This window comes from Aquibacillus rhizosphaerae (genome assembly GCF_030282825.1).
Classification (GTDB): Bacteria; Bacillota; Bacilli; order Bacillales; family Amphibacillaceae; genus Aquibacillus_C; species Aquibacillus_C rhizosphaerae.
This window is the reverse complement of sequence record NZ_JASTZU010000058.1, coordinates 340,447-364,416: the sequence shown is the minus strand read 5'-3', so window position 1 is coordinate 364,416 and position 23,970 is coordinate 340,447. Positions and strand designations below refer to the sequence as shown.

26 protein-coding genes are annotated in these 23,970 nt (G+C 34.6%); 24 read left to right on the top strand and 2 right to left on the bottom strand.

What is annotated here, in order from left to right; genetic code table 11:
• The first annotated feature begins 370 nt into the window (after positions 1 to 370).
• The 12 genes from QQS35_RS18915 to ytxJ all read left to right on the top strand — a co-directional run bounded on the left by QQS35_RS18915 (position 371) and on the right by ytxJ (position 10,046).
• Complete coding sequence (locus QQS35_RS18915; RefSeq protein WP_285933779.1) at positions 371 to 781, top strand: hypothetical protein; 411 nt, start codon at positions 371 to 373, stop codon at positions 779 to 781.
• A gap of 1,642 nt (positions 782 to 2,423) precedes the next feature.
• Positions 2,424 to 3,290, top strand: coding sequence for a S8 family serine peptidase (locus tag QQS35_RS18910; protein WP_285933778.1), 867 nt, complete (start codon positions 2,424 to 2,426; stop codon positions 3,288 to 3,290).
• 14 nt (positions 3,291 to 3,304) lie between these two features.
• On the top strand, positions 3,305 to 4,120 hold the full coding sequence (locus tag QQS35_RS18905) for an SAR2788 family putative toxin (RefSeq protein WP_285933777.1): 816 nt from the start codon (positions 3,305 to 3,307) through the stop codon (positions 4,118 to 4,120).
• 11 nt (positions 4,121 to 4,131) lie between these two features.
• Entirely contained in the window at positions 4,132 to 4,479 is a 348-nt protein-coding gene (locus tag QQS35_RS18900; protein ID WP_285933776.1) for a hypothetical protein, read from the top strand.
• 472 nt (positions 4,480 to 4,951) lie between these two features.
• Positions 4,952 to 5,125 carry a helix-turn-helix domain-containing protein gene (locus QQS35_RS18895; RefSeq protein ID WP_285933775.1) on the top strand — a complete coding sequence of 58 codons (174 nt, stop codon included), beginning with the start codon at positions 4,952 to 4,954 and terminating at the stop codon, positions 5,123 to 5,125.
• A gap of 42 nt (positions 5,126 to 5,167) precedes the next feature.
• On the top strand, positions 5,168 to 5,917 hold the full coding sequence (locus tag QQS35_RS18890; protein WP_285933774.1) for a DnaD domain-containing protein: 750 nt from the start codon (positions 5,168 to 5,170) through the stop codon (positions 5,915 to 5,917).
• Entirely contained in the window at positions 5,914 to 6,243 is a 330-nt protein-coding gene (locus tag QQS35_RS18885; protein WP_285933773.1) for a hypothetical protein, read from the top strand. The genes QQS35_RS18890 and QQS35_RS18885 overlap by 4 nt, the downstream gene beginning before the upstream one ends.
• Positions 6,236 to 7,525: a replicative DNA helicase gene (locus QQS35_RS18880; protein ID WP_285933772.1), complete on the top strand. Its 1,290-nt coding sequence runs from the start codon at positions 6,236 to 6,238 to the stop codon at positions 7,523 to 7,525. The genes QQS35_RS18885 and QQS35_RS18880 overlap by 8 nt, the downstream gene beginning before the upstream one ends.
• 680 nt (positions 7,526 to 8,205) lie before the next feature.
• Positions 8,206 to 8,727, top strand: a complete 522-nt coding sequence (locus QQS35_RS18875; protein ID WP_331490851.1) for a GNAT family N-acetyltransferase — start codon at positions 8,206 to 8,208, stop codon at positions 8,725 to 8,727.
• A 112-nt stretch (positions 8,728 to 8,839) separates the two neighbouring features.
• Complete coding sequence (locus tag QQS35_RS18870; RefSeq protein WP_285933771.1) at positions 8,840 to 9,289, top strand: NUDIX domain-containing protein; 450 nt, start codon at positions 8,840 to 8,842, stop codon at positions 9,287 to 9,289.
• A 221-nt stretch (positions 9,290 to 9,510) separates the two neighbouring features.
• Positions 9,511 to 9,669: a hypothetical protein gene (locus QQS35_RS18865; RefSeq protein WP_285933770.1), complete on the top strand. Its 159-nt coding sequence runs from the start codon at positions 9,511 to 9,513 to the stop codon at positions 9,667 to 9,669.
• Between the two features lie 38 nt (positions 9,670 to 9,707).
• On the top strand, positions 9,708 to 10,046 hold the full coding sequence (gene ytxJ / locus QQS35_RS18860; protein ID WP_285933769.1) for a bacillithiol system redox-active protein YtxJ: 339 nt from the start codon (positions 9,708 to 9,710) through the stop codon (positions 10,044 to 10,046).
• Positions 10,047 to 10,654: 608 nt separating this feature from the next.
• Here the strand turns inward: ytxJ and QQS35_RS18855 are convergent.
• Complete coding sequence (locus tag QQS35_RS18855; protein ID WP_285933768.1) at positions 10,655 to 10,762, bottom strand: putative holin-like toxin; 108 nt, start codon at positions 10,760 to 10,762, stop codon at positions 10,655 to 10,657.
• 170 nt (positions 10,763 to 10,932) lie between these two features.
• Between QQS35_RS18855 and QQS35_RS18850 the strand changes: the two genes are divergently transcribed.
• The 8 genes from QQS35_RS18850 to QQS35_RS18815 all read left to right on the top strand — a co-directional run bounded on the left by QQS35_RS18850 (position 10,933) and on the right by QQS35_RS18815 (position 18,561).
• Positions 10,933 to 11,148 carry a hypothetical protein gene (locus tag QQS35_RS18850; RefSeq protein WP_285933767.1) on the top strand — a complete coding sequence of 72 codons (216 nt, stop codon included), beginning with the start codon at positions 10,933 to 10,935 and terminating at the stop codon, positions 11,146 to 11,148.
• A 7-nt stretch (positions 11,149 to 11,155) separates the two neighbouring features.
• On the top strand, positions 11,156 to 11,443 hold the full coding sequence (locus QQS35_RS18845; protein WP_285933766.1) for a hypothetical protein: 288 nt from the start codon (positions 11,156 to 11,158) through the stop codon (positions 11,441 to 11,443).
• A 417-nt stretch (positions 11,444 to 11,860) separates the two neighbouring features.
• Positions 11,861 to 12,802 carry a ParB/RepB/Spo0J family partition protein gene (locus QQS35_RS18840; protein ID WP_285933765.1) on the top strand — a complete coding sequence of 314 codons (942 nt, stop codon included), beginning with the start codon at positions 11,861 to 11,863 and terminating at the stop codon, positions 12,800 to 12,802.
• Positions 12,803 to 13,135: 333 nt separating this feature from the next.
• Positions 13,136 to 13,564, top strand: coding sequence for a helix-turn-helix transcriptional regulator (locus tag QQS35_RS18835; RefSeq protein ID WP_331490849.1), 429 nt, complete (start codon positions 13,136 to 13,138; stop codon positions 13,562 to 13,564).
• Positions 13,561 to 14,697, top strand: coding sequence for a macrolide family glycosyltransferase (locus QQS35_RS18830; protein ID WP_285933763.1), 1,137 nt, complete (start codon positions 13,561 to 13,563; stop codon positions 14,695 to 14,697). Before QQS35_RS18835 ends, QQS35_RS18830 begins: the two co-directional genes overlap by 4 nt.
• A 444-nt stretch (positions 14,698 to 15,141) precedes the next feature.
• Complete coding sequence (locus QQS35_RS18825) at positions 15,142 to 16,125, top strand: tetratricopeptide repeat protein (RefSeq protein ID WP_285933762.1); 984 nt, start codon at positions 15,142 to 15,144, stop codon at positions 16,123 to 16,125.
• Positions 16,126 to 16,640: 515 nt separating this feature from the next.
• The gene (locus QQS35_RS18820; RefSeq protein WP_285933761.1) at positions 16,641 to 18,020 is read left to right on the top strand and encodes a M20/M25/M40 family metallo-hydrolase; all 1,380 of its coding nucleotides are present in this window, start codon (positions 16,641 to 16,643) and stop codon (positions 18,018 to 18,020) included.
• Positions 18,021 to 18,432: 412 nt separating this feature from the next.
• Complete coding sequence (locus QQS35_RS18815; protein ID WP_285933760.1) at positions 18,433 to 18,561, top strand: hypothetical protein; 129 nt, start codon at positions 18,433 to 18,435, stop codon at positions 18,559 to 18,561.
• Positions 18,562 to 18,877: 316 nt separating this feature from the next.
• Here the strand turns inward: QQS35_RS18815 and QQS35_RS18810 are convergent, their stop codons facing one another.
• The gene (locus QQS35_RS18810) at positions 18,878 to 20,053 is read right to left on the bottom strand and encodes a DUF262 domain-containing protein (protein ID WP_285933759.1); all 1,176 of its coding nucleotides are present in this window, start codon (positions 20,051 to 20,053) and stop codon (positions 18,878 to 18,880) included.
• A gap of 283 nt (positions 20,054 to 20,336) precedes the next feature.
• On the opposite strand from QQS35_RS18810, the gene QQS35_RS18805 reads away from it, so the two are divergent.
• The 4 genes from QQS35_RS18805 to QQS35_RS18790 are packed head-to-tail and all read left to right on the top strand — an operon-like array spanning position 20,337 to position 23,924.
• Complete coding sequence (locus QQS35_RS18805) at positions 20,337 to 20,564, top strand: single-stranded DNA-binding protein (protein ID WP_285933758.1); 228 nt, start codon at positions 20,337 to 20,339, stop codon at positions 20,562 to 20,564.
• Between the two features lie 38 nt (positions 20,565 to 20,602).
• Positions 20,603 to 21,676 (top strand): DNA cytosine methyltransferase, encoded by a 1,074-nt coding sequence (locus tag QQS35_RS18800; protein WP_285933757.1) that lies wholly within the window; start codon positions 20,603 to 20,605, stop codon positions 21,674 to 21,676.
• 2 nt (positions 21,677 to 21,678) lie between these two features.
• Positions 21,679 to 22,887, top strand: a complete 1,209-nt coding sequence (locus QQS35_RS18795; RefSeq protein ID WP_285933756.1) for a DNA cytosine methyltransferase — start codon at positions 21,679 to 21,681, stop codon at positions 22,885 to 22,887.
• A 44-nt stretch (positions 22,888 to 22,931) separates the two neighbouring features.
• Positions 22,932 to 23,924, top strand: a complete 993-nt coding sequence (locus QQS35_RS18790; protein WP_285933755.1) for an HNH endonuclease — start codon at positions 22,932 to 22,934, stop codon at positions 23,922 to 23,924.
• Positions 23,925 to 23,970 lie beyond the last annotated feature (46 nt).

Genomic DNA, 23,970 nt, shown 5'->3' with positions numbered 1-23,970 from the left:
AAGCTTTTATTTTCAAAAGATGCAATTGATGAATGGATTCATGTACAAACTAGTGAATCAGTAGTTAGTAAGGTGGAGGTAGATCGGTGAATTATTTAAAGGAACTTAATGCTTTTAAAGAATGGATGCTGTTTCATGACATTCCTGCGTGTGCAGTGTTATTATGGCACACGCTGATGTTGCTTAATAACTCAGTGCGTCGAATAAAAATGCTGTAAATGAAGATGCAAACGAACAAGAAGAAACAGAAACTCAAGCACAGTCAGAAGAAGAGGCAGAAGCTGAAGAGGATCAAGAAGAAACGACTGCAAAATTAGGTTCCAGAAGCAACCCTGTACCTTTTCAGAAGACAGCTACTGTAGATAGCGAGTTGTACAATGATGAAGGCGATTCTTTTGCGATTAAGTTCGATTTAACTGTCACAGAAGTCATCCGTGGGGAGGAAGCATACCAGGAACTCCAATCAATGAATGAATTTAATGAGGCTGCTCCAGAGGGATATGAATGGGTTCTAGCAAAAACAAAAGTGGAATTTGTTGAATCTGAAACAGAGGATATATCACTATTTATGGATGGTACGATGAATTTCACGATGATTAGTAAAAGTGGAGATGTTTATAGTGGGGATATATATGCAGTAACCGAGCCTGATTTTAGCTTTGAAATGTATGTAGGTAGTGAAAAAGAAGGTTATATTTCTGGCTTAGTAAAAGCTGGAGAAAAAGCACAACTTCGCTATGAAGAGATGATAGGTGGACAAGTATTTTTTAATTTGGAGTAATTAGATTACTCTATACTTAATATCTATAAATTGGGTCAGAACTTTGGATGTGGACATTGTCCATACGAAAGTTCTGACTTTTTATTTTGATTTAAAACAAAGCTTAGTGACTTTGCACAATACAGATGATTTACAAAGTGTTAGCTATATCGAATCAGTTCATTATAAATTTAGTTATTTTCATTAAAGATCTCTTTCCTGGATTTATATGATAAAACTTGTTCGCTTTTAATTGGATTACCAATATATATAGAAATAGTGAAAAAATTGGATATCTATTGGTAATTGAACAATTAATCAATTATATCAAAACTAACAGAGAGTATTGAAAAAAATGTAAAGCACTTGTGGATACTCATGAATTCACTCTTTGTCTTTTTTGTTATGGAAATAAAGAAAAAAACCACTATTAGGCTACTAAGAGTTTTCTTTATTAAAATACAAATATTTGCAGTGCATTATAAAATATTAGAAATATATTATGGTATTTTTTAATTTGCAGATATCAAAAAAAGTTTTTAGCACTACTATCAGAATTAAGTGGGAGTGGTGTTGATTAAATCCGTTTAATTTGCTAACACACCTGTCTCACAAATTTTTAGTTAAGGTAGAGTAGTTTGCTAGCGATAAATGTCATAGTTTACGAACAGTGCTAGGCACTGTTCGTAAACTGAACCTGATTAATTAATGTCGCAATTGATGAACTTATTATGTACTAAAACATCGAATGTTCTTTTAATGAACCCTTATGACAACGCGGTATCCGAAACCACATTTAAGATTCTAAAAATCGAATTGATAAATGGGATGCACTTTAACAACTTGGTCATGAACTTTTTGATTACATTCAATCGTACAATAGTTTTCCAATGCACGGCACACTTGGCTATGTAGTCCCATTGCATATCGAAACACAGCTCTCAAAAAAATTATCTGATTTAGTGTTGACAATCCAATCAGTTCATAGCTAACTAAATCAATTTTCAGTAGTTAACTATTTTGGCTTTCCCTCATACTTGTATTCTCTTTATGCACAAAGTGTAACTTTTCTTTCTCGCCTTTAATAAAGGTGGAACCGGAATATCGTCTAATAGTACACAGACAAAAGGTTTTTCCATCTATATATAATATTCCACTTCCGCCATTATCCATTTGAAATTTTCAATTTCGTTGCTTGAAATAAAACACTATTACTATGTCACTTTCATCATTTTTTTTAGTTATTTCCCCAATGATAGATTTCCCCTGAGCATTTATATAACTATATCAATATTGCTTATGAATCGTGAAAAAAAATAAGCCAGGATAACGTATGCCCAGTACGGGGACGTCTTACATAATTGAATGATGTGGTAACTAACTCAATTTGACATCTGGGGAGGTACTCCCATTTTGTCTCTAAGGTCCGTTGCGGACCAAAGACTCCGAATTATGTAATATATTCAATAAATGGAATATATTTAAATTATTGTTATAATTTAGTATACATATTCAAATGTATAGATTATTATTAAAATTGTTACAACCAAATAGAACAGTGTTTTCAGAAAGGAAGTATTTGTATTGCTTAACAACATAAATTATATCGAGGTGATACTTCTTCAGTAAAAAAATCTATCTCGCCATATTATTTTTTGCAGTATTGCTTTCTATTTACCTATCAATTCGCTTTTATGATACTAATCATGATAGCCGAAACTACAAGAACTCTAATAAAGACTGGGAACTATTATCTAATTCTAATAATCAAATTACAACATGGGGAATCAAGTTTTTTGATGATGTTTTGAAAAGTCCTTATGTTGGTGACAAAACTATCAAAATTGCAGTCTTGGATAGTGGCATATATAAAGAGCATGAAGACTTAAAAGATGTTGTTATAAAACAATATAATGCTGAGAGTCCAAAATATCCTGTAACTGATTCTTTAGGTCATGGAACAGCTATAGCAGGTGTCATTGCAAGTAATGATAATAAATTTGGAATTAAAGGCATGTCACAAAATGTTGAGATTATAGACATTAAGGTTATTAATGATGAAGGAAAGGTTTCTGTTGAAGCTGTTATCAAGGGACTTGCTTATGCAGTGAAAAAAGAAGTAGATATTATAAGTATGAGCTTTGGTTTTAAAGAAGAGAACATCGTCCTTGAGGACTCCATAAAAGAAGCTACCCAAAATGAAATAATTCTTGTAGCAGCTGCCGGAAATAACTTTGGTACCGAAACAGACTTTCCAGCAAAATATGATGATGTACTATCAGTAGGCTCACTAAAAAAAGATGGAAGCATATCCGAAAAAAGTGCTAAAGGTAAGCTAGACTTTTTAGCACCCGGTGAAGATATTTTAAGCACCGATGAACTAGGAAGCTATTCATTATATGACGGAACCTCTATTTCTGTAGGATTTATATCAGGCTTAATAGCAGAGGGATTATTAAGAGATGAAATTAAAAAAACAGATGATGTTGCAGAACTCAAAGAAAATATTACAGATTTTATTTTAAAATAGACTGGAGAAAAAATATGAAGAAACAACTGATAAAAATTATAGTATTTACTCTTTTAATGACTACTATCGGACAGGCTATTTTACCGGGATTCGTCAATGCTGAGAACGCTCTTTCTTCGGCAGTCATACCTACTGAAGATAACTTAGAAGTTGAAGAGATTGAAATAACAGAAGTAATTGAAGATGAGACAATAGCTATAATAACAAATATTGAAAATGAAGATGAATTTGTAGAGACAAATATCATCATTGAGGAAGATGGCGTTGAGATACTAGGTACTTATACAAACTCGGATGATGAAGTAGAAACTTATGATTTCGAATTAATCTCAATTGAACTTCATGAAAATGACATTGATTTTGATGCTACAATATTAGATAATGAAACAGGGGAAACTTATGAACTTAATTCTCATGTAGGTGAAGCGAGTGTTATTCCAGCTATAATAGTGGGTTTTGCAATAAGAAAAGGTGTAACTGCAGCAATTAAAAAATACGGTCCCAAAGTTGTAGGTGTTGTTTGGGGTAAAGGGTTTAAAACTTTCCCGGCTTTAAAAAAATATTTAGGACCAGCTGGAAATAATAAACATTGGCATCATATTGTTGAACAATCTCAAATTAAAAAATCTGGATTTAGTGCTTCTAAAATTCACAACACCAAAAATGTAATTGATATTGATAAGGGTATCCATTCTAAAATTACTGGTCATTATAATTCCAAACCATCATTTGCTAAAGGTAAAACAGTTAGAGATTGGCTTGCTGGCCAGTCATTCAACGAGCAAAAAAATTATGGTCTGAAGATTTTGAAGAGATATGGAGCATTGTAGGAGGTTTTTTTATGAACTGTGAAAATGTTATAGCGAAATTTATAGAGCACGCACTGATACATGGTGAAACTCAATATTCTGGTGATTATAAGAAAGGAAATAAATCATCTGACATTTTGTTCGAGTTATCCTCCCAAATTAAAAGTGATCCAGAAAATGGTCCTAAGATAGTCGACAGACTTCTTGAGGAACCGAATCCAAGTATCCTTATCTGGATAAGTGTTCCTGCAATAGAAATGAATTATCGTAGAAAAGACGTAATCGCCATCCTCAGAAAACTTGCTAGCAATAAAGATTTAGGAATACAGGGTCATAATGCTGAGATGACACTTAAAGAAATTGCAAAGGAAAGATTATAAAGTAAAACCTTTATCTAAGTTTAAAATTATCTTTTTAAAGCGTATCCAGAAAAGAAGACCTTCGGAGAAATCTGAAGGTCTTCTTTTCTGGATACGGAGGCGAACAAAATTATATCAAGAAAAATTAATTCGGCATCTATCTCGGATACTTTGATTCCCATTTTGTTAGGGTTAATCGCGTCATTTCTAGTTAGTAGTACCACTTCAATACCTAATTATTTATTCTTTGTTGCAACAGCCACGCTGGTTTATTTGATGTATAGTTTCCTAGTTATTTTAATTTACGGTGTGCAATGAAGCAGGGGACGGTTCTTTGCTTCCGAGGATTTCAGTGTCAGGCACCTAAAAGGACAATTGTCTTTTTCTCGTGGCTGGCACTTTTTTTGTAAAAAAAATAAAAGACATGGACACCTACCTCCACCCTCCTAACGATTATAAAGACGAATAACATAAAACAAAGGAGGCTAACCGAATGGAACGGAAAACAATGACAGTCAAAGAAGTAGCAGAGTACCTTGGTGTTCATACAGATTCTATCTATCTAATGGTTCGGGACAATGAAGTTCCTCATTTTAAAATCCGAGCAAAAATTCTATTCTCAAGAGATACGATTGATCGCTGGATTCACGAACAAGAATCAAATTAAAGACGCTATGATACTACTTATTTTTGAAAGGGAAAGATGTCGATGAATTATATTAAACAATTAAATGCATTTAAAGATTGGTTGCTATGGAATAAAATCCCTACGAGTGCCATCATCTTGTGGCATGCGTTAATGATGATTAACAATGCGACAGGATGGAAAAAAAAGTTTAATGCGCAAAATAGTATGCTCCAGTTGTTAACAGGGCTATCAAAACAAGGAGTTGCAAATGCCAGAGCAGAGCTTGTGGCTCAGGGATTAATTATCTATCAAAAAGGACATATAGGAAAAGCTGCTACCTACCAAATCGCATCCTTAGTCAATTCAGTTGACCAGGTACTTGACCAATCGATAGCCCACTCAGTTGACCAGGCCCACTCAGTTGACCCATTTGTTGACAATGTGTTGGCTATACCTAAACAAGAAGAAGAAGTAGAAGAAAGAAGAAGAGGAAGAAGCGACTCTCATCTTATTTCGATTTACGAACAAAACTTCGGAGTACTAAAACCAATATTACGAGACCCTTTTATGAATTGGTGTCAGGAGCTTGGAGATGAGCTTGTCATTTATGGAATCAAGTTAGCGGCAGAAATGGATGGTCGTTCCTATAGTTATTTGAACGCAATTTTTAAAGAATGGTCCCAAGCTAAATTAAAAACGCTAGAGGAAGTAAACGTGTATCAAGCACAAAAGAAAGCGGGCATAGCTAAGCCGGTTCAGCAACATAAAAAGAAAAAACAATCCGCTTTTGATACGTTGAGAGCAGAATTAAGATTGGAGGGTGCATTATGACAAAGGAAGAGGCATTTGACGTTTTACAGACAATTGCAGCATTCTATCCAAATTTTCAACTTACGACAGATAGAGCGAAAGCATTGATCCAACCACTCGTCCGAATGAATTACGATGGAGTAATGGACAAGCTTACCAATTATGCTCTCGATCATTCTTTTCCTCCAACCCTAGCAGATATTGCCGTACGTTTACCAGAAGAGAACAAGCATTTAGGATTACAAAAAAAGTGGCAATTAGAAGCTGCACAAGTTCCAGAAGAAACAAAGCAACATTTTAAGCGGGAAATGGAACGTCTGTTAAAGAAGGTGTCTAGTAATGATTGATTTTAATTATGAGGCAGAGGTTTCGATACTAGGATCGATCATTCTTGAGGGAGCTTTGTTCACAGAACTAGTAGTTAACGAAACACATTTTCACAATCTAAAACATAAAAAAATCTATCGTGCAATGTATAAGGTGGATCAGCAAAGGGAAACGATTGACTTTGTTACGTTAACCACAGCCTTAGGTGATGCGATCAATGAGGTAGGTGGAACAACGTATTTATTAAAAATGGCGGAGTCTGTTGCTACAACAGAAAATATCGCTCACCATCAACGGTTAATGTTGGCTGCATATCGAATGAAAAAAGCAAAAGAGCAAGCACAAATATTTATGGAGAGTGCAAGTGAGGAAGGGTTAGAACAGTTAATTTCGGAATTAAATGTCTGCCTGGAAATAGGGGAAACAGACGACGAGATAGACACTTACAATCATTTAGTTGACATCTCAACTGATGTTACATATCCAACAATCGAAACACCTAGTTGCCTAAGCTCCTACGTGGAACTTGATGAAATGACAGGAGGATTTCAAAAAGGCGATTTAATTATCGTTGCCGCTAGACCATCGGTAGGAAAAACAGCTTTTGCTTTAAATGTTGCTACTGGACATTGCAGTAATAATGGTTCAACCTCTATTTTCAGTCTAGAGATGGGGAGCAAGCAACTGCTTCATCGCATGATCTCATCAAAAGCTCTATTACATAACCAAAAGTGGCGCACCATGGCTTTTAACAAGGAGGATCTATACAATGTGATCGATGCAATTGGACAAATATCGAATTGGAAGCTCCATTTACATGAAAAAATCCGGACGGTAAGTGATATCAAAGCTAAACTAAGAAAAAGGGTCAAAGACGACCCAGGAGGAAAGCATTTGGCAATCATCGATTATTTACAGATGATCACGCCAATGAACAGAAGAGAAAGACGAGACATAGAAGTAGGGGAAATCACAAGAGAGTTAAAGTTATTGGCGTTGGAGTTAGATATACCGATCATTTTACTATCACAATTATCCCGAGGAGTGGAACAACGAAATGATAAGCGTCCGTTTATGTCCGATTTAAGAGAATCTGGAAATATCGAACAAGACGCCGATGTTATTGCCTTCTTGTATCGGGATGACTATTACAACAAAGATTCGGATAAAAGCAACATAATCGAAATCATTTTGTCGAAACAGCGGAATGGACCAACTGGGACGGTGGAGTTGGGATTTGTGAAGGAGTTTGGGCGATTTGTGGATATGGAAAGTGGGAGTGTTAAAACAAAGGTGATATAGGAAAGGTTCAGCTTCCTAATCTCCGTTTTGGCCCCCCACACATTCATCTACAAATTATTGCAAGCAACGGTACCTAAATTAGGAGTAACAATTATACTTTCCATTCGTTCGGAATATGAGGAACCAATCACAGCAAGAAACAGATCTACGTTTTTATTTAGAAAAACGAGAATCCTGATGGTATTCTAATACATAGAGTGAGATTACTTGGAGTTCATCCATTCAGGTAATTCTCGCTCATTTCTTTATCGAAAAGAATCTGTAACCTCTTTCCGAAAAATAATCTACTACTTCTCTGACAAATCAATCATTTGTAATTTTCAATAAATGAAAAGGTCGTTATCCTACGATCTTTTTGAATGCTTTTAATATGATAGAATAAATAAAAATTTGTGAGTTGTGGAGTCCATCGGTAGTCTTTAAACGTATTCGTTATCTGTTTCATACTTGAAATATATTAGCAAAGTGCAGAGGAGTTAACCGCGATGGCAAGAATGTCTGATCTAACAGAAGAAGAATTATTAATGAAAGCAGAGGCATGATTGGAAAAAGAAGATAAGTTGGAAAATATGACCAAATACTCGCTATCTTCTGGTATGATTTAAGTATAGAGATTTTCGATATTGTGAAGTGTTGATCTTAAACTAACGAACAGGAATGTTGAATAAGAGATTAAAGAATTGAGGTTTGATATGAATATAAGGAGAGCGGTTCCAGAAGATTCGAAAGGCGTTGCAAAAGTGCAAGTTGACAGTTGGAAAACCACTTATAAAAATATTGTGCCAGATGAGTATCTAAACAAAATGACATATGAGAGCAGAGAACAGAAATGGAAAGACATCATTTCTGACCAAACAATATTTATAGCTGAAACTGATGATGGTGAAATAATTGGTTTCTCTAATGGCGGAAAAGAAAGAACAGGTAAATACCCTAATTACAACGGTGAATTATATGCAATTTATATATTAGAGGCTCACCAAAGAAAAGGATTAGGAAAATTATTGCTGGAACCTATCATTGAAGATTTAAAACAAAACAATATATTTTCTATGATTGTTTTAGTATTAGAAGAAAACAATTCTCGTTTATTTTACGAGTCTCTTGGTGCTGAAAAGATTGATATTGTAGAGATAGAAGTTTTAGGAAAAAAGCTAAATGAGCTTGTTTATGGTTGGCAAGATATAAGAGCAATAATTTAATGTGCTTCTTCAATTATTAGGGAGCTATCGTACAACAAGGTCATTACCTTCTAATGCTATGTGGCAGAAGAATTAATAAAGAAGGTCAAGGTCAATTTACAGGGGGGCATACATGAAAAATACTAAGAATAATGGTTTCGAATTTCTTGATTTTCTTGAAGTAAAAGAAACTAAAATAAATGATTATCACCGATTAGCTGGTTCTTATGCAGTAATAAAATGTGATGGTAAATATCTTTTATGTTTCAACACTTTGAGAAAACAATGGGAATTGCCAGCAGGACAAAGAGAAGAGAATGAAACACCAAAGGCTTGTGCTATAAGAGAATTATACGAAGAAACTGGTCAATGCGTTTCGGACTTAGAATTTAAAGGTTTGTTGAAAGTAAAAAACGTTTCCAGTCACGAAATTAAGTATAATCCTGTTTATTTTACTACTCTCGAAGCAATCCAACCATTTCAGAAAAATAATGAGACATCTGAAATAAAATTATGGGACTTAAAGCAACAGATTGGTTACATAGATGAAGTAGATATTAAGATATTCGATTTTATTAAATAAAAGTTGTGCAATTCCTTATTGTGTTAACGGGTGCTAATGTTCAACAAGGGTATCGCCTTTTCTGGTTGAAGTATCGTCCCCCTTATATACAGGATTGCTTAAATAGGCAGTCTTAAAAAATGTAAGGGTTAAAACTTATGAAACTTAAGCTGGATAAAGCCGTATATAATATAAGTGGTTTATGAATGATTACACTTTAACAAATGGAGAGGAGCATTAATATGAGAATATCAAGGTTTCGTGGATTAGGAATTGTTCTTGGTGTAGCGATTGGTACTAGCGTAGGAGTAGCTATTAATCAAGTAGCGATTAGTATTCCGCTCGGTATCGTGTTAGGCTTAGTTTTTGGTTCCTTTTTAGACAAACGGAGGCATCGGTAGGGAATATTGGATTTATTAGACTTACTGGGGGGATGTAAATGGAGACTATTAAAGAACTGACAACACTTGAAGATTGGCGAGATGTATGGAAACGTTCGATGGATTCACCGATATTAGTTTATAAACATAGTACATCTTGTATGATTAGTGCTAGAGCCTTTAAGCACGTGAAGACTTTCCAGAAGTTAGAAGGAGATAAAATAGATTGTTATATGGTGAAGGTTATAGAAAGCAGAAGAGTATCCAATGAGATTGCAAAGGATACAAACGTCCCTCATAAATCACCTCAAATTCTCTTCATAGAAAACCAACAAATTGTATGGAATACATCACATTGGAAGATAACAAAACATCACATAAGCGAAGCAGTTCGTTAATTATCGTACTAGGGAGGGCGCACAGGGGATGTTATGTGGAAATTCAATAATTGTGAACAATTCCACTTAAAGTAACGGGTAAAGGGTGCTTTAGTGTAGCAAGAGGATCCTCATTTTTGAACAATATCAAGAATTAATGGAATATATATATGATAACATCACAAGTGGGGTTAATGGTAAAATTCGCTGATCCCTATTTTAAAGGATAAACAAACCCTATCCCATGTCCCACAAAAAATATAATTGAAGGTACCAGGCACCTGTCGATTACAAACTACGAGGTGGACACCCGAGTTTCAAAAGCTTCTCTTAGAATTCTTTCTTTACCTCATGAAAAAGTATCCTCACACTATATAGGTCATTTTAATAAATATACGGGATAGGCCCACCGTTTATTTCGAGTTGCATTACATGAATTTACTGAATCTTTACCAGGCACCGCTTCTCATGTTGACAATAAAAAAGTAAAAAATTATACTAATAATAAGAAAAAGGTACCAAGTAGCGTTCAACTACTAGGTACCTACAACTACAGACCGTATAAAGAACGGTTGACCAAATTGTTTGATTAACAAAAAAGAAGTAACCATATCCTTGGTCGGGGGCGGTTACTTCTTTTTATTTAGATAGACGACAATAGTAACAATGAGTGTAAATCCTGCAGTAAGTAGAATGCTAGATTGTACTATTAAACGGAGTGCTTCATATGTCGTCATCTTGACCACCTCCCTTCTTGAAGGAAGATGGTCAACCGCCCACTATACTATGTAGTTGTATAAACATTTTATCATAAGAATTGGCTAATTTATACATAAACTAGGAACGTATGTTTGGCTTTATTGGAGTGGTGAGAACCCTTACTTCATGTCACAAGGAGTTATTGTAAATGGGGAAAAAGAAAAAGCGTGGCCACTATTGCAAAGCGTGTGGAAGCGTTCGTGCTAATGAGCGTTTTTCTGGCATGGGTCATAAGCAACATGTATGCAAAGACTGTAAAAGAAAGGGAGAAAAAGTTGTAAATATAGATCCTGTCGCCACTTCAGCGTATGATCGAGAGTTCAATCATCTAAATAAAGCTATTAAAAACTGTATGCTAGTGTAAACGATGAATGCTGTTTTTTTTCTTATTTAAATTCCAAAAGGAACGTTACATAACAAGGGATGATTTTGAGTCTGAATTTTTTGTCTATCAATCAACAAAAGATCAAAAATTCTTCTTTGCTGAATCATTAACACTAGCAGGTTTGTTCTTAGAAATTTTATATAAGAAATACAACGAGACTATGGAAAACGGACAAACATTTGATTATGATGAGCTATTAGAAAACGATAGCATCATTTCAAAAAAACGAAAACAGCACCTAAAAGTAATTTTCTCTATTAACAATATTAAATAACGTGATTCATTTAAAAGTGTCTGTGACCACCCGTGGATGTCGGATAAGACTTAGATATTCCAGGATTGGTGACAGGAACTTTTGTTAATTTTTTACAACCGTCTTTTAATAAATTAAGAGCAGAAGGGGTAGAGCAAGTTGCCCAGAGCCTTTAGATTCTAATAATTTAATAGTTTTATTCTCATTTAATTAGTCCTATCACACCACCCGTGAAATAACCAATTGTCAAAGTAAGGGGTCCCAAGCACCGATTTTTATTGCATCAGCTAGAAAGTATCTAATCAAGATTTTACCAGTGAGGATAGTCACATTGTTGTTATTACAATTAAAAGTTCAATAGGAGTACTGGACTTTTAATTGTAATAGGACAATCTCACAAAAGAATATCCATTCTAAAAAGGAATGGAGAGATACACCATGAATATACGTAAAATTAAACTAGCTCAAATAAACAAGTCGGAAAAATCTTTTCGAGAAGAAAAAAGAGATGAGATGCTCGAATTAGATATATCTAGGTATGGTTTGACCAGTCCGCTTGTAGTAGAACAAGTATCTGAAAAAAGTTATGTGTTAGTCGAGGGATATAGAAGGTACGATGCGTTAGATTATATTGGTAAGAATGAGGCACTCTGTATTGTAGAGGAGGTAACCTCCCCAGATGAAAGAATAATTAAAAGACTTAAGACAGAATTCCACACAAAAAAAAGAACTCCATATGAGCTAGAGCGTATGATAAATCATCTTTTAGCAATAAAGCCATACAATGCGACAGAACTGTCGGAACGCTGTAGTGTCACTGTTGAAACGATAAATAAGTATATAAAAGGCAAGAATGTTAATCCAGAATGGGTAAAGATCGGTGAGGAGAAAGATTTGGGGAGACACGTAATAACAGATATCCATTATCTGAAAAACATCAAGTATCCAACAAAAGAATATATATTTGAGTTATACAAGGATGGTCAAATCACTGGAAATACAGTGAAAGCAATTGATACTTTCACAAAAATTCCTGGCTTTATATTAATGAAGGAGGTCACTAAAAAAGATAGTATTGATGAAGTTGTTCAATCTGGAATTAAAGATAGAGACAGAGATAAACTAGAGGAAATCGTATCAAGTAAAAAGCTGAACACCACTTTTGATGCTGAAAGTCATAAGTCTCTCTATAAGCTATTATTAAAATATGTTGATAGGATAAGCAACATCCTTCGAAATACTATTTTTGTAAATCACCTCTCTTTAAGCCAACGACATTATTTAATAAACTACTTTGAAGGATTTATCATTCTTTTGGATAATCCAGAGGAGGAATCAAAGGATCAAACTGATGGTGTACCACCTAACTTAGAGCATTAGGATTGTTAAGTTTAAGTGCTTATCGGAGTGACCGAGCCTAGATAGTAACATATAGGAATAAAAGTGCCTGTCTCCATTAGTTAAATGTCGAATTCGACAATTTACGGGTGGTGACCAGGCACTTTCTATTAGAATTTGTAGGCTCAGAGCCAAGTCTCTGAGCCTACAAACTCTCAAAAGTATTAATCCAAACAGAGATTTTTGCAAATAAGCATTGTTTGAGTAAATAAATTTCTTGTGCATGAGTTTTTGCTACAATTTTTAACAAGAAATGTTACGAACTGTTGATAGATTTCCCCTTATATCTTCTGTATATTTAAAAATATGATTGGTATGAATATTCGTGTCCTACGTAAAAATCATAAACTGAGTCAAGAACAATTAGCAGAGAAGGTAAATGTATCACGGCAGACCGTGGCAAAGTGGGAAAATGGTGAAGCCTTGCCAGATATTTATAAATGCCAGATACTAAGTGATATTTTACAAGTAACCTTGGATCAATTAACCTGCAATATGATTGAAGAAGAAATAAACCAACTCGGTCCCAAAGGTAAGCAGTTCTTTGGTGTTGTGAAGGTAGGAGAACGAGGTCAAATTGTGATTCCAAAGGAGGCGCGCGAAATGTATCAGATTCATGCTGGTGATAAGCTGGTTGTTCTAGGAGAAGATGCAACAAAAGGAATTGCTGTTTTAAAAAGTGACGACTTTCTGGAATTTGCAGAGATGATTCGAAAAGCCGAACCAACGGGTAAGATCGAATGAGTAAAATTGTCTTTTTTTCGATACCCGCATATGGTCATACCAACCCGACCATTCCAGTGGTAAATGAGTTAGTAAATAGAAGCCATCAAGTTTGGTATTATTCTTTCCTTGAATTTCAGGGGAAAATAGAAGATGCCGGTGCTACATTTATTGCTTGTGATGATTTTTTGCCTAAAGCTTCACAAAAAGAAATGGATCGTAAGGCAGGCAAAGATTTTGCGGCTTTGATTGGAATGATTGCCGATACAACGATTGAATTGGATAAAAAAGCATGTAAAGAAATAAGCGAATTTCAACCAGATTGCATTGTTTCTGACTCTTTATGCCTTTGGGGTAAATTATTTGCTAAGAAACTAAGAATTCCATATATTTGTTCGACGACTTCCTTTGCTTTTAATCGACATACAGCCAAATTAATGAAGCAGGGTTTCATAGAAACATGGAGAATGATTGTAGGCATGCGAATGATTAACAAAAAAATTAAACTTTTAAACGAACATGGTTATAAAGTAGAAAATATTGTATCGCTTATTCAAAATGATAATGAAACGGACACCATTGTTTACACGTCAAAAGAATTTCAGCCAATGGCGGTTACATTTTCTGAACGATATGCCTATGTCGGACCATCCATAAGGCAGACTACACGGATAAAGAAAGATAAAAGAGATAAAAAGATAGTTTATATTTCCCTTGGAACTGTACTAAATCAAAATCAGGATTTTTATAAAAACTGTCTCAAAGCATTTGCAAAGACGGACTATGATATTGTGATTTCAGTTGGTGACAAAACTGAGATTTCTTCTTTTGATAGCGTACCAGGAAATATCACAGTGAAAAACTCTGTGGATCAGATATCGGTATTACTGAAAGCAGATGTATTTATCACCCATTGCGGCATGAATAGTGTGAATGAAAGCCTGTTTTTTGGAGTTCCAATGGTTTTATTTCCTCAACATAGCGAACAAAGACTAGTGGCAGACCGGGTTGCCGAACTAGGGGCAGGATTAAAACTTAAAGGAAAGAAGCCAAAATATTTAAGAGCAGCAGTAGCTGAAGTGATGCTGAATCAGACATATCACAATGAAGCGCAGAAACTGTCAGAACCCTCTGTAAAGCTGGTGGTGCCATAGAAGCAGCCAATTTGATACTGGCTAAAATCGGAGAGGAATCTTAACAGCTCTGTAATTCAGAAAAAGACTGTAACCTCGTTCCGAAAAATAATCTACTACTTCTCTGACAAATCAATCATTTGAAATCTTAATAAATGAAAAGGTAGTTGTCCTACGATCTTTTTGAATGCTTTTAATATGATAGAATAGATTGAAAAATACTTTTGTTAGTCTGATATGCTGAATAAAAAAGCATTAGCAATAAAATTGGAAAGCAAATTTGCCTTAACCATTGAGTGCTAAATATGATAGTCTAATAGAAATACTTTGTCCAGGATGAGTATCTAAGATAAAATCCATCAAATGTTCGAAATTAAAATGGAGTCCATCGGTAATCTTTAAACGTATTCGTTATCTATTTTCATACTTAAAATATAATAGCATAGGGCAAAGGAGTTAACAGCAATGACAAGAATGTCTGATCTAACAGAAGAAGAATTATTAATGAAAGAAGAGGCATGGTTAGAACAAGGAGATGAGTCCGAAGTACGATGGATCAACGAGGGAATTAGAATCTACAAACAGTTAGCAAAGGAAAATCGAAAAGAGATCCGTTATAAAGAGTCAGTTGCTAACCTGTTACTTCAACAAGGTGAAGATTTGAAAATGCGTACACGTGCCTATGATGAAGCAATTAAACGATTTAATCATTTACTACATTATGATCCTGATTACCCACGTGCTTATTATCGCTTAGGCTTCTTGTATTTTCACCAAGAAAAATGGATAAAGTCGATTGATTCCTTTCAGCAAGCATTAAATGGCATTACGACAAAGAAGCGAAACCAATTAGATAAGGAACAACAAATCAAAGCACATCATTACATATTAAAATCCACACAAATCATCTTAAATGACAGTCTTGGAAAAGTAGATAAGATTCCAGACGAAGATTTAGATTTGTTCGGTGAAATCAAGGTTTTACGAAATGAATTGAAAGCAGGCTTACAGGAAAAACCATATCAAATGATTGTGGATGGTGAAGAAGTTAACTACATAAGTGAGAATGAATATGAAAAATTAACTGATCCTGATAAAAATACAGAATGCTTCGTCCTCAATCAGCGGACAATGAATGACACGTTCATTTCTTTATTTGGTAAAGAAGATTGGCTTAATCCGAGGTATGTCCCTTTGTTAGAGTATTTAATGCGCCACCCCGATGGTGTTGAGTCTGCAACCATCATCGAAAGAAGACAACAGGCATCAAAGAATCCGAAAGATAAATTGAGACAAGATATAAGAAGGTTAAGAGAAAATTTAAACCGCTCATTTCCTGATATTGAATTTATCAAAACAATTAATGGTGGCTACCAGTGGAACTGGAAAAAAGAATACCGCATGTTTAAACACACGCGTGATGTAACTTCTGAAATGCTTATGGACTAGTCCATAAGCATTTTTTTGCTTGTGAAAAAACTGTCACAGCAACGGTCAGGCTGCATGGGTGTTAAAAGAATCTGAAACAATAGAAGAAAAGCAAATCGATGGATCACAAGCTTGAGTTTTGGAGGATGCATTACTCATAGTTGGACTTTATGTGTACAAAGACAAAAAACTATTACAGATGAGAGATGACAATATTAATAGGTAATGTTTGTCGAGCTGTATTCTGATATACCTCCTGAGCATCTACAAGTTATGTATGAGCGATGTCGTGAATAGTCAAAGAAGGAAAACTTGTCCTGTCTGTGTTTGAAGGATCCAACATTCGAAACCAATTGCCGCTATTAAAAGCTTATGACTGTGACGTGGAGATGTGTTTTTCCATTATAACCAATTCTACTCAGATTGAAGTGGCGAGTATGGTGATCTTATAGCTCATCAGCCTATTTGATGTCTGTGACAAGTGTGTCACACGGTTCTTGCGATAATAACAACATAAACAAAAGGGAGATGATGGAATGAAAAGTTGGAATCAATTATTGATACGTCACGGGTGGTTGCTAAAGCAAGTAGAGGAAAATGTTTTTGACTGTACGCACGAAACACAATTAAATATGGAGTTTCTATTGGAAAGTCTTGATAAAGCAAACATTGATTTTATGTTTGATAATCGTGTGCTCATTTTACCGGAAAGGAGATTATCAGAACAAACTTGGATTACTGCATTTAGCTTTGAGAATCGAGGCAGAAGCGGTTTCTGGTTTCGGCCTGGTGTTGACGAGCCAAAGCTTCATGAATTAGATGTATATATTAGTGGCATTGTCCGACAGTTGAATAGACTTGGCTTTTACACACAAGGATCTTGTGATGGTCATGGTAAAAGACCTGCACATGTGATGTTAACAAAAGGCAGAGATATAAATGAACTAGTAGAAATATTGCTTGCAGCTGGAATGAAACGTGTTCACTGGAGGGAGCGGAGCAATAGCTATCATCTGACATTGCACATGCAAGAAATGGAACTGCTTGATCTCGCAGAAAAGCTTAGTCTCATAGAAAAGAGCGGGTTAGGAAAAGGTATGGAGTATCATAAAGAGAAGTTTTTCCAGCATCTACTGGAAGAGTTGCTTTCGATTCCCGGAGTCAGTGGAGAAGAAGAAATCATCCGAGACGTGGTGAAGAAAAAGCTTTCTCCACATGTCGACTATTTAACTGTAGATCATGCCGGAAACATCCTTGCTGAAAAAACATACAAGAATGGAAATGGTCCTACGATTCTATTAAATGCACATTTGGATACAGTAGCCGACTTTGCGGTAAACCGTCAAATCATGAAGGATCGAAGTCTATGGACTAGCAGTAGAGGAATACTTGGTGCTGACGATAGAGCCGGTGTTGCAGTAGTACTTCAATTAGCAGAATACCTCAATCAAACATCTACTTTTAATGGAAAAGTGAAATTTATCTTCACCGTCGAAGAAGAGTGCGGATTAATTGGTGCCAATAGTGTCCATGAATATTTTCTTTGGGGAATAGATGCAGCGATCGTAGTTGATCGCCGTGGAAAGGGTGATATTGTTACCTCATGTGGTGGGTATATGCCATTTTGTGATGCAAGTTATGGAGCTTTTTTCGAAGAGGTTGCTACAACTGAAGGATTACAAGGATGGGCGACAACTCATGGTGGTAGTAGTGATACAAGAATTTGGGCAGAGTATGGGATACAAAGTGTGAATCTTTCCGTTGGTTATCAGAATGAGCATACAGAAAGAGAGGTTTTGGATGTGGATGCTTGTTATGAGACTGTGGGATTGTTGGAAGGTGTGTTTAAGATGGGGAGGGAATTGAGGAAAGTTGTTAGGGAGATTAAGCAGAAGGATCTGGTGGCGAACTGTTGAAAAGGAAATTTGAATGTTATTATAAAATGTATTTTAACTGATTTGAGTTATGTCATGGGCTAGAAGCAGAGAACCGTCCCCTGCTTCCGACACCAGCCGTAAAATGAAAGTTTATGTCGATTAAGATTAGGGTCTTCTGTTATTAAAACTACCGTATTATGGTACTTAAAGTCTATACTTAACGAATAAATTGAATCGATAAATCTTAACAAATTACGGGTGGTGACCAGACACTAATGTAGCTATGGGTCCGAATCAGGGGTAAACTCAATTAATACAACGATTTGAATGTAAGAAGTTATGTAAAATCTTACATTTAAGTTATCTATGATCTCTTATCTTAGATTGAGATGCGATACAATAGTTATAAATGATAAATAAAAGACGGTTTAGAATGGAATTAAAATAAGAATTGGGAAAAGTAGTAGCTGCTAAGGGAGCGATGAGAGAGTTAGATAGACAAAACATAGTTGCTGTTTTAGATCGACATGAAAAATGCTATTGGAGTAAGATGTCACCACAGGATGTGTTAAGTAATTGAGAAAATACTCAAGAGAAAAGGGAATTTCTTTTTATATTGTTATAGAAGGTAATCGTAGTTGCACCACGATTTTATTAACTGATGAATATTAGTATTAAAAAGGTATTATTATTCTATCATCTAAAAAATAATAAACTGGAACTTGTATACTTTTTTCATACATTGAAAAAGCTACAATCTACCTTATAAAAGGGAGACTGTAGCTTTTTAATAAAACATTTTTAGAAGTGCTGGGGAGCTTACTTGCTACAGCACGTTCTAGTTTTAGACGTAGATATTCTAGTTGTACTATTCATGGTAGAACTTTTAATAAAAACTATATGCTTAATACATAATCAAACATTTCGCGTCTTTCACTGTTTGATTTGTTGACAAAAATCGTCTTATTATACCAATCGATAAGCTCTTGTTCGCTTTTATCGGACAAGTCTGTGTCTTTTTTGTAGACAAAATATCCAGTAAGATACGTGATGTAATCAATCCTTGATGGCTCTGATAAACTGTTATCGTTAATGAAATCCAAAGCACGATCTAAACCATCCAAAGTCATTTCAAAGCATTTTCTTAAATCATTAATATTCATATCACTAATAGTTGCTTCTTTTGTATCAGACGGAATCGGGCTGTAATTTAGTGAATGGTGTTTCCTACCCAAAATGATTTCAAAAGCTGGATTTAATGCGGCTATAGGGATGGACACTTCTGTGTTCTTTTGTACAAATAAATGATCGAATCCAACAAGTTCTAATTTATCGCGGAAGATATTCGCGTATTCCTTGTAAAAATCCAATCCTTTAATTTGCAAGCGAGTAAGTTTCATTTGTATCTCAGGTACTCGACTTCCAGCTAAGTTTAGTACATCAAACCATTCAATTTGTTCTTCACCAGACAAATCTTGTGCAAAATTCACCGTGTAAAAATAATTAGAGAATTTAGTACGTATTTGGCCCAGTAGAGAAGAAACATCAAATTCAGTTAGCGTTGGATGGGTTCTAATATACTCCGTATAGACTTTTGGACCTTTATTGTATAAAACACCTACCGGAATCTGACTCTTCTTAATGTCTTTTCCTTTTAAATCTACAAACCGGCCTTTAGTTACATCCAATACAACTTCTCTAACTGATTCATCATCTGTATAAGCTTGGTAGTTGGTTGAAATCCTCTGTTGTCCATCTATTACACTAAATTTTCCTTCTTGAACACTTTCTATTTCGGACCGATCTATCAAAGCTACATGTGCCATATCTAAACTTTTGGGACCGGTTCTATTCATAGAAATCGGGGATACTGGTGCAAATCCGTTTAATTGGAAATTAAATAATTCTACTTTTTTCTGAGTGGTCCACGCTAAATCACGTTGAAAAATAGGCATTATAATTCCTTTTGAATCTACCTCACTGCATAACTGACTGATGGATTTCTGGATAGTCTCCTTTGTAGGGTCATTAAATGCGTTTGCTTGTAATACTTTATTAATCTTAATAGTCATTTTAAAACCTCCATTTTTATTTTTGCTGCTATTGTAAATAGTTTAATTTAATTATCGTAAAAAGTCCATTTTTTTTTTGCAGCATAATAAAAAAATGTGGTAAATAGCTATTTTTTAGTAAAAATAAACAGCTGCTATTTTAAGCAGCAAAAAAATTAAACGATTTTAAAAACCTTAAAAGCTATTAAATTCTTTACTTATATAAACGTTTGTTCTACTATGAACATATACATAAGCTTATATTTTTGGGAATAATCTATTTTAAAGGAGCGTTTAAATAGATATGGAGTGTCTAAAGCTAGCTATTCAAGAGGTGCAAAACTTAGATCCTGGTGAGAAGTTTTTGGTAAAAGACCTGTTCAAAGGTTATGAATGGAATCGTTTAGCTATTGGGGACAGACGATTGTTAGGGTCGCTGTTTTTACATGAAGTAAAAAATAGGGACTTAAAGGATAAAATAAAAATTGAAGTAAAAAGCAGTGCAAATCAACAACAGTATATAAAAATATAAATCTGAGTTATTGATAGATGGAGTTGGAGTTGAAGACATTGAGTAAAAAAAAGCCTACAGTTATAGATATGTTTTGTGGATGTGGAGGTTTATCTAGAGGTTTTATGGATGCAGGATATGATATCTTATTAGGTATTGATAACAACGATCCTGCTTTACAAAGCTTCAAGGAAAATCATAATGGCGCAATTGCTATGAATGGAGATCTTTTTCAAGAATCTACTATATTAGAAATGGCACACCTTATTGATAATGAAAATGTGGATTTAATCATTGGCGGTCCACCATGTCAAGGTTTCTCATTAACAGGGAAACGAAATGAGAATGATGAACGAAATACATTATTTGGAGCAATGGTTAAGGCTGTTGAATTTTTTCAGCCAAAAGCATTTGTGCTGGAAAATGTTCCTGGGTTAGCTACGTTATACAAAGGAAAAGCTAAGGAATCCATTCTAAAAGAGTTCTCAAATTTAGGATATACGATAAATGATAAAGTTTTATATGCACCTGATTATGGAATCCCTCAAATAAGAAAACGGTTGTTTTTTGTTGGCTTAAAAGAGGGGATGAATTTTGAATTTCCTGAGCCAGTAAATATACCAGAAAATTATGTAAGGTCTGAAGATGCGATTGGAGATTTACATGATTTTAAAGATGATATTGGTAAAAGTATAAGTGAATATTTAAATCCTCCAAGGACAGAGTATCAAAGGAAAATGAGAAAAAACACTACAAAACTATATAATCATGTGGGGACAAAACATACCATAGAAGTGATAAATGTAATTTCACAAGTTCCTGAGGGAGGAAACTACAAAGATTTACCACCTGGCGTTGGTGAGAGTAGGAAATTTAATGAAGCTTGGACTCGGTACCATAGCAAAAGGCCTTCTAAGACAATTGATACTGGGCATAGAAATCACTTTCACTATGAGTATAATAGGGTTCCTACAGTAAGAGAAAATGCCCGGTTGCAATCATTCACGGATGATTTTAGATTTTATGGTAATAAAACAGAACAATACAAGCAAGTTGGCAATGCTGTGCCCCCATTACTTGGCTATCATTTAGGAATGGAATTAAAAAAATATATAGATGAAGATGGAGAATGAAAATGGAAAGATTTAATCTAATAGATATTTTTGCGGGGTGTGGCGGACTTTCAGAAGGATTTGAAAAAAATCAAGAGTTTAATATGTTGGCTGCTGTAGAGTGGGAAAAAGCTCCTGTAAAAAATCTAATACATCGGTTATCTACTAAATGGAATGTAAATGATGCCGAGAATAGAGTGTTAAGATTTGATATTCAACGAACTGAAGAATTACTTAATGGTTGGTCTGATGATCCAAATTTTGGAACACATGAAGGGCTAGATACATTGCTAGAGGAAAAGTCATTAGATTTAATAATTGGTGGCCCTCCTTGCCAAGCATACTCAGTTGCAGGGAGAATCCGTGATGGAAATGGCATGCGCGATGATTATAGAAATTATTTATTTGAAGGTTATTTAAAAATTGTAAGGAAATATCGACCAAAACTATTTGTATTTGAAAATGTACCAGGTATGTTGAGTTCTAAACCTGGCGGTATTCCTGTTATAGATCTCATAAAAAAAGATATAGAAAAATCTGGTTATGAAATAATTGATGACTTAAAGAAATATGCACAAATAGATATGTCGGAATATGGAGTACCACAGAAAAGAAAAAGGATAATTATTATTGGTTTAAGAAAAGATGCATACTTTGATATACAAAATGTTTTAAAAGCCTTCTATACAGAGGATTTACCGAAATATAAAGAATCTGTTAAAACTGTACGAGATGCAATCGCGGACTTACCAAAGTTATACCCTTTAGAGGAAGAAAGTAAAGTGAATGGTAAAAGATATTCTCACTCCTTAAATTATGAAATTCCAAATCACTTATCAAGGCTTCATAGTAAGCGAGATATTAAAATTTTTAAAATGCTAGCTGAGGATATTCAAAGTGGCCGAAATGAATACGTATCTAGTGATGCATTAAGGCAGTTATATACAAAAATCACGAACAAAACATCGAATGTCCATAAATACCATGTATTAAGATGGGACAAACCAAGTAATACTATTCCAGCTCATCTTTATAAGGACGGGTTAAGGCATATCCATCCGGATTCTACACAAGGACGTACTATTACTGTACGTGAGGCTGCTAGATTCCAGACTTTTGATGATGATTATGAATTTATATCTAGTACGGGAGATAATTATAAAATGATAGGTAATGCTGTTCCCCCTAAATTTTCGGAAAAATTAGCTGATGCAATAAAGATTTTGTTGTAAAATGGTAAAGTACATTATTTTTTCACTACTAGGGGGATATATTTATGACTTATTACTTGAAGAAACTTGGACATCAAGAACTAGGAAGTATATCAACTCCTGGAAGTAAACCATCTCGGGGTAGATATATTTATATTTCTAAAGATGATAGGGTTTTATCATTTTTTCCACCATTATCTAAACAAGTGAAAAATGATTCATCATTATTGCCTATAATTCCATTATACCTTCCAACACCTGAAAAGGTTTATTGTAATTATATATATCATAATGATAAATATAATGGTAGCTTAGCTGCGAGTCCGAGAAATGAATTTAGGATTTATTCTAATAATGCTTTGGAGATGGATCAATTCCTATTTGAACCGGATGATATTATTGTGATGAAGAAACAAGAAATCCTAGAAGCGGAAGAGAAACAAACTGTTTACTTTTTAGAAAGGGTAACAGTAAGAGAGAACTATGATTTTTATAAAAAATGTGAGGGAATCATCGATGATAGCGATGTAAGAAGTAATCATGGTATCTATGAAGGATCCCTTGAAGAAATTGATAATAAGATTGATTCTATAAGTACTATCTCTCTAAGAGCTGCTATAGATACAAGTGTTACTAAAAAAATAGAAACTTCTGATACAGATATTGCTGATTTATTTTCACCCACTAGCTTTAGAGATTTCACAATGACGGCTTATAAAGAACGTTGTGCTGTAACTGGAATGGTTATTAAATATGGTAAGTTCATGAATTTAGAGGCTGCACATATTCACCCTAAGAGCCATGGTGGGCTTTTTTTACCTAATAATGGATTGGCTTTAAGCAGAGATATTCATTGGTCTTTTGATAAAGGTTTCTTCACATTAAACGATGATTATACACTGCTTGTACATCCAGATGTAGAAAGTGATTTTTTAAAGAGCTATAATGGCCAACAAATTTTCATTCCTGAAAATGATTTTTTGAAGCCTTCAACTGAAAGTATTGAATATCATAGGGAAAATGTATATGGTCTCTTCTTGACATCAGGAAGACTGTAAGGTTTGATTTAAACTAAAAAGGCTTCTATAGATGAATCAGGCTGTC